The sequence below is a fragment of the Desulfovibrio sp. SGI.230 genome, from assembly GCF_050313065.1.
In the GTDB taxonomy this organism is placed as follows: Bacteria; Desulfobacterota; Desulfovibrionia; order Desulfovibrionales; family Desulfovibrionaceae; genus Desulfovibrio.
Genome location: NZ_JBNPKS010000006.1, coordinates 60,677 through 73,478, shown reverse-complemented (window position 1 = coordinate 73,478; position 12,802 = coordinate 60,677). Strand labels below are relative to the sequence as shown.

Sequence of the window (12,802 nt, the reverse complement as noted above, 5' to 3'; positions counted from 1 at the left end):
CTCAGGAAGCCGTCATGACGCAATCGAAAGGATACCGTAATCCGCTTGTGGGGCGTATTTCCCAGTTGCTCGACTATCTTGCGCACAATGAAGCCACCTTGCAGACCATCGTGCGTGACTTGTCCATCCCCAAGACCAGCGCCTATGTGCTGCTGCAGTCCTTGCTGGATGTTGGCTATGTGCGTCTGCTGCCGCAGAGCAAGACCTATGCGCTCGGCTTCAAGCTCTATGAGATCGGGATAATCGCTGCGGGCCGCATCAATTTGCGGGACCAGGCCATGCCCTATCTTGAAAAATTGCGGAATACCGTTGATCTGACGTGCCATCTTGGTTGCCTTGACGGAACAGAGGCGTTTTATCTCATCAAGTTGCAGCCCATGAACAGTGCCCTTCAGATCAACTCCTGGGAAGGCAAGAGGATCTCTCTTTACTCTTCCGGGATAGGAAAGACACTGCTCGCCTGGCAACCTCTTGAAGAGCAGAAGAATATCGTGAGCCGTCTGCATCTCGAACCCATCACCGTCCATACGATCACCAGCAGCGATGTGCTGCTGAATCATCTGGCGGACATCCGCCGCCAGGGATGTGCCATGGATAATGAGGAAGACGGACTGGGGATACGCTGCATGGCCATGCCGGTCTTTTCCGTGGATGGCCATGTGACCGCAGCCGTCAGTATCTCCGGCCCGCTGCTGCAGATGGGAGATGCCAGCCTGCCCGGACTGCGGGCAGAGCTGCGCAAGGCTGCCCGGGGCATCACTTCCGCCTTGGGGGGAAGCTATCCGGGAACGTTTGAGGACAAACAACTTTAGGAAGGAGCAGACAATGTTTTATCCGGCGGGAGTTTATTCAGCCATGCTGACGGCCTTTTCGGCAGACGGGAGTCTGAACGAGGAGGTCAACCGCCAGCTGGTGGAAATGCAGATAGAAGGCGGGCTGGACGGTATCTTTCCCGTGAGTTCCAGCGGGGAATCCGTTGCCATGGATTTCGCCTCGCGCTGTCGCCTGATGGATATCGTCAAAGATCAGGCCCGCGGCCGGGTGGCTGTCCTGCCGGGCATCCCCGGCTGCGCTCCCCAGGAAGCCATGGCTCTCGGCAAGCATGCCCGTGAATGCGGCTGTGATGGGGTCGTCCTGATGTCGCCCTATTTTTATCACCTTACGCCGGATTCCCTGGCTGCCTACTTCCTGCAGGTCGTACGCTCGGAAGAACTGGGAGGACTGCCCGTCATCCTGTACAACATCCCCCTGTTCTCGCCTTCGATCCCGTATGATGTGATCTGCCGCCTCGCCAAGGAGCCCAATGTCGTGGGCATCAAGGACTCCAGCGGCTCTCTCATCGACATGGTCAACTATATGGATGCCATCGAGAGGGCCGGCAGCAAGGCCCACTTCCTGACGGGCCGGGAAGAAGCCCTGCTGGCCACGCTGGACATGGGGGGCTATGGCTGCTTTACGGCCACCTGCGCCGTGCTGCCTGAGTATATGTCCGCCATCTACCGGCTCTGGAAGGAAGGGGACCACGAACGGGCCCTGTTCCTGCAGAAGAAGATGGTGCCCGTTGCCCGCGCCATGATGCAGGCCATGCCGTTCCCGGCGGGCTTCAAGCTGGCCCTTGAGGTGCGCGGCTATGCCATGGGGGCTCCCAAGCTGCCTTTGGGCGCCGGCGAGACCGCAGGACGCGAAGAGGCCGCTGCCAGGCTGAAGGGCATGATAGACGGCCTTCTGGCGCTTCTGTAGCGTTATCCCGGACGTTATCGTAGAAGAGCCGCCGAAATTTCGGCGGCTCTTTTCGTTTGGGTGATGGCGTGCGGAGAGCGGGATCAGCGTCCCAGGCGGGCACGCAGCTTCCGGATCTTTTCGTCCATCTCGGCGCGGCTCATGCCCAGCAGCTGGGGGATGAGCAGGGCCGTGAGCGCGGCGGCCAGGGTGTAGACGACGCCGGAGATCAGGAAGCGCAGCAGGGAGTCGATGCCGCCCAGGCCCAGCATGAGGGTGAGCTCGCGGCAGGCAAAGGCCACGGCGGCCAGCACCAGCACACACCAGATCTCGTGCAGCATGATGGGCAGCAGCCGGATGGGCACGAAGCGCGAGGCGCGCCAGAGGCAGATGTTGACGGTCACGCACTGCACGGCGATGGTCTTGATGGACAGGCCCACGGCCCCCAGATGCAGTCCGCCGTAAGCTTCGGGCGCCAGCAGGAACCAGGCCGTGGTCATGCCGTAGACGCATTCCAGCAGGGTGAGGTTGCGCAGTTCGCGGGTACGGCCCGAGGCGTGGAACACGGAGCTGGCCAGCTGCAGATAGGACTGGTGCAGGGGGTAGAGGGCCATGATCTGCACGGGCAGGATGGCGGCGGTGAACTCCGCGCCCCCGAAGATGCGCACCAGGGCCGGGCCCTCGGCCATGCTGAAGCAGGCGAAGTAGGCGGCCACGGCATAGATCAGGGGGGCGAAGCGGTTGACCAGGCGGCCCATGAGCTGGAGGTCGCGCTGCCCCCAGGCGATGGAGAGCTCGCGCATGACCAGCGGCGTCATGGCCGAGACGAACATCAGACAGGCCAGACAGACCTTGTGGCCCAGGGCGAAATAGCCCTGTTCGGCGCTGCCGTCGAACCACTGCAGCAGCCAGCGTTCCGCGGCGGCCATGAGGAAGATGAGCAGGGCCTGGACGAAGAGCGGATGGCTGTAGGTGAAGAATTCGTGACGGTAGGCCTTGTTGCTGTCGGCACTCAGGCGCAGGCAGAAGGTGGCGTCCGGGCCGCCGTAGCAGCGCTCCCAGTGGCGCCGGGTGACGATCCAGTAGCCCAGGGCCGTGACGCCCAGCATGGCGTATTGCTGGCCGAAAAGGCTGAAGATGTTCAGCCAGTCCAGCAGGAACAGGCCGATAAGCAGGAACACGGCCGAGAGCGAGACCACGGTGCGCACCATCTCGGACTGCACGGTGGCGCCCACGGCATCGTTCATGGAGCGGAGCACGCGGCCCCACCAGGTCAGAAAGGCCCAGATGGCGGCCAGCGGGGCCAGCCACAGGGGCACGTCGGGCATGAGCCAGTTGCCGACGAGGGGCACCTGCATGGCGCCGGCGATGAGCAGGCTGATGACGGCGATGAGCAGGCTGAGCCGCATGTAGAAGCTGATGAGGCCCGTTTCGGACTGGCGCCGGGACAGGGCATTGTAGAAGCAGGTGGACGTGCCCATGTCCAGGAACATGAACAGCTGCTGGAAAAAGTTGGTGGCAAAACTGTAATTGCCGTACATGGCCGGGCCCAGGGCACGGGGCAGGATGGCTTCCATGGCCAGATAGACCGGCACGGAAGCCACGTTGGCCAGCAGCTTGCATATATAGCGACGCGCCAGGCTTGGCGTGGAGGGGGGAGTCGTCCTGTTTTCCATGCGGGAAAACCTAGCCCACTTTGCGGCGTGCCACAAGCCGGGAATGGGGCGCGGCGTGCCCTGCGGACCGGCTGCCTGCCGGGGACAAGTGTTTACGGCCTCCGGCTTTTTGCGTATGAAAAAACATTGAGCGCACGCACAAACAGCGCACCGGAGGACGCGGCCCAGCCGCTCCGGGAGCGGCCGCCTTACCGGCGGTCCCGCCCCGCCCTCAACGCCACCATGCGGCGGGCTGCCGCGCCGCTGCCCCCGTGACGCCCATGCACAAGATCCCCGCGCGATCCTTTTGCGGCCTTCTGCCGCCGCGCGGGCCGCTGACAAACGTCCAAAGGATACCGTCATGGAAGAGAACAGCAAAAAAATGAAATCCGGCCTGGAAAAGGCCCCTCACCGTTCCCTGCTTTATGCCCTGGGCCTGACCCGCGAGGAAATGGAACGTCCTCTGGTGGGCGTGGTCAACGCCGCCAGTGAAGTGGTGCCCGGCCACCTGCACCTGGGCAAGCTGGCCGAGGCCGTCAAGGCCGGTGTGCGCATGGCCGGCGGCACCCCCCTGGAATTCCCCGCCATCGCCGTGTGCGACGGCATCGCCATGAACCACGAAGGCATGCGCTTCTCCCTGCCTTCGCGCGAGTTCATCGCCGACTCCATCGAGATCATGGCCCGCGCCCATGCCTTCGACGCTCTGGTCTTCATCCCCAACTGCGACAAGTGCGTGCCCGGCATGCTCATGGCCATGATGCGCCTGAACATCCCCTCGGTGCTGGTCTCCGGCGGCCCCATGCTGCCCGGTACCCTGACCCCCGGCAAGCAGGGCGACCTCATCACCCTGTTCGAGGGCGTGGGCCGCGTGCGCAACGGCCAGATGAGCGAAGAAGAGCTGACCCAGTGGGAAGAACGCGCCTGCCCCGGCTGCGGTTCCTGTGCGGGCATGTTCACGGCCAACTCCATGAACTGCCTGGCCGAGACCATCGGTGTGGCCCTGCCCGGAAACGGCACCATCCCGGCCGTGCATGCGGCCCGTGTGCGTCTGGCCAAGCAGGCCGGCATGCGCGTCATGGATCTGGTGAAGCGCAACATCCGTCCCCGCGACATCGTCACCCGCGGCGCCGTGGAAAATGCCATCGCCGTGGACATGGCCCTGGGCTGCTCCACCAACACCACCCTGCACCTGCCCGCCATCTTCCATGAAGCCGGTCTGGACATCGACCTGTCCGTCTTCGACGAAGTGAGCCGCAAGAGCCCCAACCTCTGCAAGCTTTCCCCCGCCGGCCACCACTACATGGTGGACCTGGAGAACGCCGGCGGCATCCCGGCCGTCATGAGCGAGCTGGACAAGCTGGATCTGATCCGCAAGGACTGCATGACCGTCACCGGCAAGACCGTGGGCGAGAACCTGAAGGATCGCAACGCCCATATCCTGGATACGGACGTGATCCACACCATCGACAACGCCTATTCCAAGGAAGGCGGTATCGCCATCCTGCGCGGTTCGCTGGCCCCTGACGGCGCCGTGGTCAAGCAGTCCGCCGTGGCGCCCGAAATGATGCGCCGCGAAGTGACCGCCCGCGTGTTCGAGAGCGAAGAAGACGCCATGCACGCCATCCTCGACGGCAAGATCAAGCCCGGCGACGGCGTGGTGGTGCGTTACGAAGGTCCCAAGGGCGGCCCCGGCATGCGCGAGATGCTGTCCCCCACCGCCGCCATCACCGGCATGGGCCTGGGCAAGGACGTGGCCCTGTTCACCGACGGCCGCTTCTCCGGCGGTACCAACGGTGCGGCCATCGGCCACATCTCGCCCGAAGCCGCCAACGGTGGCCCCATCGCCCTGGTGCGTGACGGCGACCGCATCCTGGTGGACATCCCCAACCGCAAGCTGGATCTGCTGGTGGACGAAGCCGAACTGGCCCGCCGTCGCGCCGAGCTGGTGCCGCCGCAGAAGGAATGCCCCTATCCCGTGCTGCGCCGTTACGCCAGCATGGTGAGCTCCGCCGACAGCGGCGCCATGTACAAAAAAGTCTAGGACGCTTTCCCGGCCGGGACAGGCGCCCGCAGGGGAAAGACGCCGTGCCGCCGTTCCCCGTGCATGGGGCTCCTGTTCCTTCCGGGCGTCCGTCCGGCTCTTCGGGGCCGGTGTGATACCCGGAACGCCGGAGGACGTCCGTTCCTTTGCCGATGGTCCCGCATTGCCGCCGGTGCAGTGCGGGACCATCGCTTTCTGGCAGGGCCTCTTCCTGCCGCACAGGTGCCATCATGGTTTTTCTGCACGCCCTTCAGGGCATCCTCAGCTTGCAGATCATCGTCTCGATAGCGTATGTGCTGGCCCGCAAGGGCTGGTTCTCGCCCGAGACCCAGATCCTGCTGCCCCGGCTGGTCACTACCGTGGCCCTGCCTTCCTACCTGTTCTATACCATCACCCATTCTTTCGGCCGGGACGACCTCGTCCACCTGATCTACGGTTCGATCTTCCCGCTGTTCAGCATCCTGCTGACCTTTGCCGTGGCCCTGCTGGTGGCCAAGGTCACGCGCGTGGAACGGCGGCATTTCGGCCTGTTCTGCGCCAGCTTCACCACGTCCAATACGGTCTTCATCGGGCTGCCCGTCAATCTTGCCCTGTTCGGTGATGCGGCCGCGCCCTATGTGCTGCTGTATTTCTTTGCCAATACCACCTTTTTCTGGAGCATCGGCAGCTACATCATGAGCCATGACAACGAAGCGTTGCGCGGTTCCGCCACGCTGCTGGACAATGTGCGCCACATCTTCTCGCCGCCCATGCTGGGCTTTCTGGCCGGGCTGGCCATGACCCTGCTGGGCCTGCGGCTGCCGGAGTTCGTACAGGAAGCCCTGCGCTACATGGGCAACCTCACCACGCCGCTGGCCCTGATCTTCATCGGCATCTGCCTCTACAAGATGGACCTGCGCCATCTGCATCTGTCGCGTGACCTGGTGCTGGCCCTGCTGGGCAAGCTGGTCATCTGCCCCCTGATACTGGCCGGCATGCTGCATTTTGTGGAGCTGCCCGAGCTTATGGAAAAGGTGTTCATCATCCAGGCCGGTCTGCCCTGCATGATGCAGATCTCCATCCTGGGCGCCGTCTACAAGACGGATGCGCCCTTCGGGGCCCTGCTGGTCAGCCTGTCGACCGTCCTTTCCGTCATCACCATCCCCGTGGCCATGACCCTGCTTTCGCTGTAGCGGCGAAGGGATGTCGGCGAGAGGGGGACCGGATTTTTTGAGGGGGGAAGGAGGGACCTTTGGCTCGCGCGCAAAGGTCCCTCCTTCCCCCCTCAAGCTCCCCCCATCCTCCTTCAAACGCGCTTTATCGGTCAGGCCGCTCCGTCAGGCGCGGCCTGGCTTTCTCTCCGGCTGGACCATCACTCCTGCTTCTGTCCGGCCCTGCCACGCATGGCCTGCCTTCTTTATGTATTGCGCCGCTTGAGCAAGGTCGTCATCCCCTCCATCGAACCCCCGTTCCAAGGCTTTCCATTCCCTTGTTCTTCATCCAGCATACTGCCCCACGATTTCTCCAACGCCCTTCTCCCCCCATTGAGCTCGCCGCTTTGGCGGCGTACGCCGAAGGCGTGGTGCCGCTCCGCCTTCGGCGCGCCGTGACGAAACCGGGACCTGACGCGGGGCACGGCGGGGCAGGAGGGCTGGGGCCGCGCAGGCCCCGCCCACTTGCCGCTTCGCCGCGGAGGCGACCAGGCCCTGGGCCCGGGCAGCGGCCGTCCATCGGACGGCTGGCTGTCGCGCTATGGCTCCCCCTCATCCCGGGCAGGGGGCACTGCCCCTTTTACTCCGCGCTGGGCGACCACGAAAAAAGGCGCGCCCGCCGGAACGGACGCGCCTTGAAAGGCGATGCCTTGACTTGGGACTAGAAGCCGAAGCCGTCGGAGTTGGCGCCGCTGGTGCCGAAACCGAAATCGTCCGGCACGCCGCCTTCTTCCTGGGCGGGTTCTTCGGCGGCGGCTTCACCGGCCACGCCGGCAGCAGCCACACCCACGGTGATGTTCTTCAGGTTGTCCTTGATGGCGTCCTTGATGCTCTGCATCAGTTCGTCATGGTTGATGGCGACCTTGCCCTGGAATTCGGCCACCTGACGGCGCAGACCGCCCATGTCGGTCTTCATGGTCTTGATGGTGTCTTCCAGCTTGTCGCACTTCTTCTGCAGTTCTTCAGCCTTGCCCTGATAGGGGGCCAGGGTCTCCACCTGCTGGCGCAGGGTGGCGATCTCGGCGCGCTGGCTGACCATGGTGCCGTGCATGTCGTCCATCATGTCGAGCACGGTGGCGACGGCGTTCTTCAGGCAGTCGTCCATGGGGGTCAGGGAGATGGTGTCGCCCAGCAGACGGGCACCCTGGTTGACGAAGTCGCCCCAGTTGTCACCGTCTTTGTAGTTCATGTCCAGGAACTTGGGGGACAGCTTGGCCAGCCAGGCAGCGGCGAAGGGAGCCACGGCGGCGGCGCAGGCGTCACAGACGATGCTGCGACCGGTGATGTAACCGGCGATATCTTTCACGTCCGCGCCCTTCTTGGCGACGGCCAGGGCCAGGACGGTTTCCACAGGGAACATTTTGCGAGCGGTATCAGACATTTTCGGCCTCCTCCTCGGAGAACGGTGTTTTGCAGTGTGAGCCTGTGCGGGCCGTCGTCACGGGGCGACGGCCCGGAAGACCATCCTAGTAGCCGCGTCCGTACATGCGGACGAACAGCAGGGCCGCGGTGCGGTACACGAAGTGACCGAGCTTGGACCACGGCAGGTAGGCAAAGAGCATCCACACAAAGACCAGATGCAGATAGTACACCACAAAGGCGGGCTGGATGGCATCGGCCAGGCGGAAGACCTGGGACAGGATGCCCGTCACGGCCACCAGCCAGATGATGCCCAGCAGGTACCAGTCATACCAGCTCGAACCCTGATGCTTGGGGTTCAGCTTCAGACGGCGGGCGGTGAGCATGGCCAGGCCACAGACCAGCATGATGGCGCCGAGGTTGGCCAGGATCTTCACAGGGTACAGCAGCGGCATGGGGGTCTCGATCTTGATGAGCGGGATGATCTTGCCGCCCCAGTGGCCCAGAGCCACAACGGCCGTCACGAAGGCCAGGATGACGAAGCTGTAGACCAGGATCATGTGGCCGGCCTTGCGGTTGGGCACATAGGTACCGGTCTTGGGACCAGCTTCGCAGTCGTCGAACTTGCGGTGGGTGACCACTTCGTCGATGAGCACGTCCAGCAGGTGCCAGTACCAGGCCTTGGTCTTGCCAAGCACGGTCAGGCGGCCTTCAGGCTTGAACATGCCCCAGAGCTTGCGCACGCCCTTGTAGAGGATGAAGCAGGCCCCGAAGAAGGTGATCATGAAGATGGGGTCGATGGTGTAGTCACCATAGAACACCTGACCGAACACGATGCGGCCGTCGGCGGCGCGGGGGAACCAGTTGCCGTCATTGAAGCCGGCGCGGATCCACCAGATGAAGAGCCACAGCAGGGCCGGGATGGCGAAGAGGAAGGGCAGACCGGAGGGCTTGCTCATCCACTTGCCCACGATGGTGGGCTCGGTCAGATCGCGGTAGACCATGTTGCGGGCAGCGCCCATGACGTCGGCGGGACGGGCACCACGGGGGCAGAGGTCCGCGCAGTTGCCGCAGTTGTGGCAGAGCCACAGGTCCACGTCGGTGGCCAGCTTTTCCTTGAGGCCCCAGGACGCCCACACCATTTCCTTGCGGGGGTAGGGAGCGTTTTCCGGAGCCATGGGGCAGGCCACGGAGCAGGTGGCGCACTGATAGCATTTTTTCAGGCTTTCGCCGCCCGCTTCCATCAGCTCCCGCGTAAAGGTGGAATCCGGCTTGAGAATATTCTGTGCCATTGCAGCCTTCCTCCTACATGCCCTTGAACGGGTTGGGGCCGAGTTCCACGATGCGAGCGACGAATTCGTCGATCATGTCCGGCACCTTGTCATATTCGTCGATGGCCACTTCGAGCTGGTCAACGCGCTCGGGCTGCACGCCCAGACGGTTCAGGGTCTCGGCGATGTTTTCCTTGCGGCGGTTGCAGATCTCGGAACCCTTGATGAAGTGGCACTGGTAGTCTTCGCCATATTTGCAGCCCAGCAGCAGCACGCCGTCGAAGCCCTTGCTCATGGCGTCAGACACCCAGATGGCGTTGACGGAGCCGAGGCAGCGCACGGGGATGATGCGGCAGTACGGGCTCCAGGCCTTGCGGCGCATACCGGCCATATCCAGGGCGGGGTAGGCGTCGTTTTCGCAGGCCAGGATGAGGATGCGGGGGCCTTCCTTCTTGAAGTCCTTGGGCACCACAACTTCGCGGATCATGGAACCGATCTGGTCGATGTTGTAGTTGGCAAAGGAAATCACGCGCTCGGGGCAGGCGCCGAAGCAGGTACCGCAACGACGGCAGCGGGCCGGGTTGGGTTTGGGCGTACCCTTTTCGTCGTCGTCCAGGGCGCCGAAGGGACATTCTTCGGTGCAGCGCTTGCACTGGGTGCAGCGCACGAAGTTGAACACCGGGTAGGAATTGTCGCCGGAGCGGGGATGCACGGCCACACCGTGGGAAGCGGCTTCCACACACTGGATGGCTTTGAGCACGGCACCGCGGGCGTCTTCTTCACAGGCGTCCAGGGTCTGGGGCTGACGCACGCAGCCGGCGGCGTAGACACCGGTACGGCGGGTTTCGTAGGGGAAGCAGATGTAGTTGGAGTCCGCGAAACCGTCGAAGAGCTGCAGATCCGGGAAGTCGGGGCCCTGACGGTAGTCGAATTCCACCACCACGTCCTTGGCGGTCGTGGGCACGACGCCCGTGGGCAGCACCACCAGATCCACATCCAGATCGAAGTCCATGCCCAGCAGGGTGTTCTTGCAGCTGACCACCATGTGGTTGCCGGCATCACGGATGTCGGTCACGTCGGCCTTGGTCATCATCAGGCCCAGACGGTCCTGCATCTTCTTGTAGAAGCGTTCCAGGATGCCGGGGATGGTCATGTCCTTGTACAGCACGAAGGCCTGCACGGCGTCATCGGTCTTGTCACAGATGATGTTGGCCATGCGCAGCATGCCCACGCTGTTGACGGCGTTGGAGTAACGCAGGTGCTTGATGCTTTCCAGGTTCTCCTTGACGAAGCCCTTTTCTTCTTCCTCGGCGGGAGCTTCGGCGGCGGGGGCTTCGGCCTCGGCAGCGGCGGCTTCGTCAGCGGCCTTCTGCAGGGCTTCTTCAGCGATGGTGGTGTCGAGCACGAAGGCGATGCGGCGGGCGTCGACCTTGCCTTCGCCCAGCATCTTGGCGAACTGGGCGGCATGGACGACCTTGGGGTTCACGCCCAGGCCCATGCTTTCCAGATACTTTTCAGCCAGCGGCACCCAGCCGGTGGCCAGGACCACGGAGCCGATGTCGAAGGTCTGTTCGCCGTTGGCGGTGGCCACGGTGGCCTTGAACTCGCCGGGCTGGCCTTCCAGTTTGGCCATGTGGGAGTTCAGCAGCACGGTGATGCTGCTGTTGCCGGTCACAGCGGCGATCTTTTCGGCCAGGTTGGTGGGCTGGCGGTCTTCCCAGGGAGCCTGCAGGGGCGAGCCCATGGGCATGTTGTTGACCGCGCCGCCGAGCTTGTCGGCCTTTTCCACCAGGATGACTTCATAGCCGGTCTTGGCGGCTTCCTGGGCGGCGGTGAGGCCGGTCCAGCCGCCACCGATGACCAGGATGCGCTTGATGCCTTCGATGGCCGCAGATTCGGGCATGTTGCTCTTCTGCAGTTTGACCACGCCCATGTTCACGTAGTCGGTGGCCATCTGGGTCAGCAGGGCGGGAGCCGCGCCGCTGACGGCGGAACCGTCGGGGTTCTTGTAGGCGAGCACGCACTGTTCGCGCAGGTTCACGTGTTCCACCTGCACGGGCAGCTGCCAGGGGGTAGCTTCGTCGCGGGGGCTGGCACCGCAGAAGAGCACGCCGTCAAGGCCGTTGGCTTCGATGTCGGCACGCACTTCGTCTTCGGCCACGCTCAGCATGGGCAGCACTTTCACCACAGGGGTGAGGTCGCTCCATTTGCTGCGGACCTGTTCGGCCAGGGCTTCCACATCCAGGCCGCCGCCGATGTTCTGTACGTCAAAATAGACGCCGATCTTGCTGGCCATGCCGCCTACCTCCCTTTCACCGTTTGCACCGCCTTGAGAGCGGCGGCCGTGCCGGACTGCGCGGTACGCATCACGTCCAGCGGCATGCGGGCGCAACCGGCGGCAAAAATGCCAGCCTCTTCACCGCCCATAACGAAACCGTCTTCGTCCAGGGGCAGGGGCAGGGGCAGGCTGTCGGTGGCCAGGCTGGGCTGCATGCCCGTGGCCAGCACCACCATGTCATAATCCAGATGCAGCTTTTCGCCGCGGATGGCGTCTTCAACGGTCACGGTGACGTTGTCGTCAGCGGCCTGGGCCACGTCGGCCACCTTGCCCTTGATGAAGCGCACATTGGGGGCGGCCTTCACCTTGTCCAGAACCTTCACGTAGCGGCCCGGAGCGCGCAGGTCGATGTAGAACACCGAGATCTGGGTCTCGGGGTACTGCTCGCAGATGTACTGGCACTGCTTGAGAGTGGCCATACAGCAGATGTAGGAGCAGTAGTTCAGGTGGTTCTGGTCACGGGAACCGGCGCACTGCACGAAAGCGATGCGTTTGGGACGACGGCCGTCGGTAGGACGGACGATCTTGCCGCCGGTGGGGCCGAAGGGGGAGGCCAGGCGTTCGAGCTGCATGTTGGTCACGCAGTTCTTGACCTTGCCGGCGCCCAGGTTGGCCAGGTTGGTGACGTCGTAGGGCTTCCAGCCGGTGGCCACCACGATGGCGCCCACATTGAGTTCGATCTCGCGGGCGGGTTCGTTCTGGTCCAGGAACTTCTGGCCGGCGACGCGGGCGGCGTCAGCCTTGCTCAGGGCGTCGGTGTCCAGCACGAAGCGGTTGGGGAACGCGAAAGGCATGGATTTGTACAGAGCCTTGCGCTGGGACAGCCCGAAGTCGAATTCGTTGGGCACGGTGCCTTCCAGGCTGGAAGCGAGGAGGGTGAAGTCCACGTTGTGGGCGGCCACCTTGCGGGGCTTGATGCTCACGGTGGCGGTGTAGTCACCCTTACAGCCGACCAGCTTGGTCACTTCGGCCATGGTGAAGAATTTGATGCGGGGGTTCTTCCTGATGCGCTGGAACTGGATTTCCAGACCGCAGGAGGGGGGACAAAGTTTGGGGAAATATTTGTTGAGCTGGGCCACACGGCCGCCCAGGTAGGGCGACTTTTCCACGATATACACATCGTGGCCCAGTTCCGCCGCTTCGATGGCGGCAGTAAGGCCTGCAAAGCCGCCGCCCACGACGAGAATGGAGTTGGACATCCTGGATATCCTCCTGCGTTGCAGCGCCGT

General features: G+C 63.6%; 9 protein-coding genes. 4 read left to right on the top strand and 5 right to left on the bottom strand.

Annotation, left to right across the window (positions count from 1 at the left end; translation table 11 throughout):
* The first annotated feature begins 14 nt into the window (after positions 1-14).
* Together ACQRAG_RS07050 and ACQRAG_RS07045 are read left to right on the top strand one after the other, a co-directional pair.
* Positions 15-812, top strand: coding sequence for an IclR family transcriptional regulator (locus ACQRAG_RS07050; protein ID WP_300645204.1), 798 nt, complete (start codon positions 15-17; stop codon positions 810-812).
* Positions 706-1,740 (top strand): dihydrodipicolinate synthase family protein, encoded by a 1,035-nt coding sequence (locus ACQRAG_RS07045; RefSeq protein WP_337440297.1) that lies wholly within the window; start codon positions 706-708, stop codon positions 1,738-1,740. Before ACQRAG_RS07050 ends, ACQRAG_RS07045 begins: the two co-directional genes overlap by 107 nt.
* 83 nt (positions 1,741-1,823) lie before the next feature.
* Here the strand turns inward: ACQRAG_RS07045 and ACQRAG_RS07040 are convergent, their stop codons facing one another.
* Positions 1,824-3,395 carry a lipopolysaccharide biosynthesis protein gene (locus tag ACQRAG_RS07040; RefSeq protein WP_204674805.1) on the bottom strand — a complete coding sequence of 524 codons (1,572 nt, stop codon included), beginning with the start codon at positions 3,393-3,395 and terminating at the stop codon, positions 1,824-1,826.
* A 340-nt stretch (positions 3,396-3,735) separates the two neighbouring features.
* On the opposite strand from ACQRAG_RS07040, the gene ilvD reads away from it, so the two are divergent.
* The gene (ilvD, locus tag ACQRAG_RS07035; protein WP_297137967.1) at positions 3,736-5,415 is read left to right on the top strand and encodes a dihydroxy-acid dehydratase; all 1,680 of its coding nucleotides are present in this window, start codon (positions 3,736-3,738) and stop codon (positions 5,413-5,415) included.
* Between the two features lie 230 nt (positions 5,416-5,645).
* The gene (locus tag ACQRAG_RS07030) at positions 5,646-6,587 is read left to right on the top strand and encodes an AEC family transporter (RefSeq protein WP_204674803.1); all 942 of its coding nucleotides are present in this window, start codon (positions 5,646-5,648) and stop codon (positions 6,585-6,587) included.
* Positions 6,588-7,266: 679 nt separating this feature from the next.
* Here ACQRAG_RS07030 and ACQRAG_RS07025 read toward each other — a convergent pair.
* From ACQRAG_RS07025 to ACQRAG_RS07010, 4 genes are all read right to left on the bottom strand, one after another.
* The gene (locus tag ACQRAG_RS07025) at positions 7,267-7,986 is read right to left on the bottom strand and encodes a hypothetical protein (protein ID WP_168934694.1); all 720 of its coding nucleotides are present in this window, start codon (positions 7,984-7,986) and stop codon (positions 7,267-7,269) included.
* An 85-nt stretch (positions 7,987-8,071) separates the two neighbouring features.
* Entirely contained in the window at positions 8,072-9,256 is a 1,185-nt protein-coding gene (qmoC, locus tag ACQRAG_RS07020; protein ID WP_168934693.1) for a quinone-interacting membrane-bound oxidoreductase complex subunit QmoC, read from the bottom strand.
* Between the two features lie 13 nt (positions 9,257-9,269).
* The gene (locus tag ACQRAG_RS07015; protein WP_303740149.1) at positions 9,270-11,531 is read right to left on the bottom strand and encodes an FAD-dependent oxidoreductase; all 2,262 of its coding nucleotides are present in this window, start codon (positions 11,529-11,531) and stop codon (positions 9,270-9,272) included.
* A 5-nt stretch (positions 11,532-11,536) separates the two neighbouring features.
* Positions 11,537-12,772, bottom strand: a complete 1,236-nt coding sequence (locus ACQRAG_RS07010; RefSeq protein WP_006008672.1) for a CoB--CoM heterodisulfide reductase iron-sulfur subunit A family protein — start codon at positions 12,770-12,772, stop codon at positions 11,537-11,539.
* Positions 12,773-12,802: the final 30 nt, after the last annotated feature.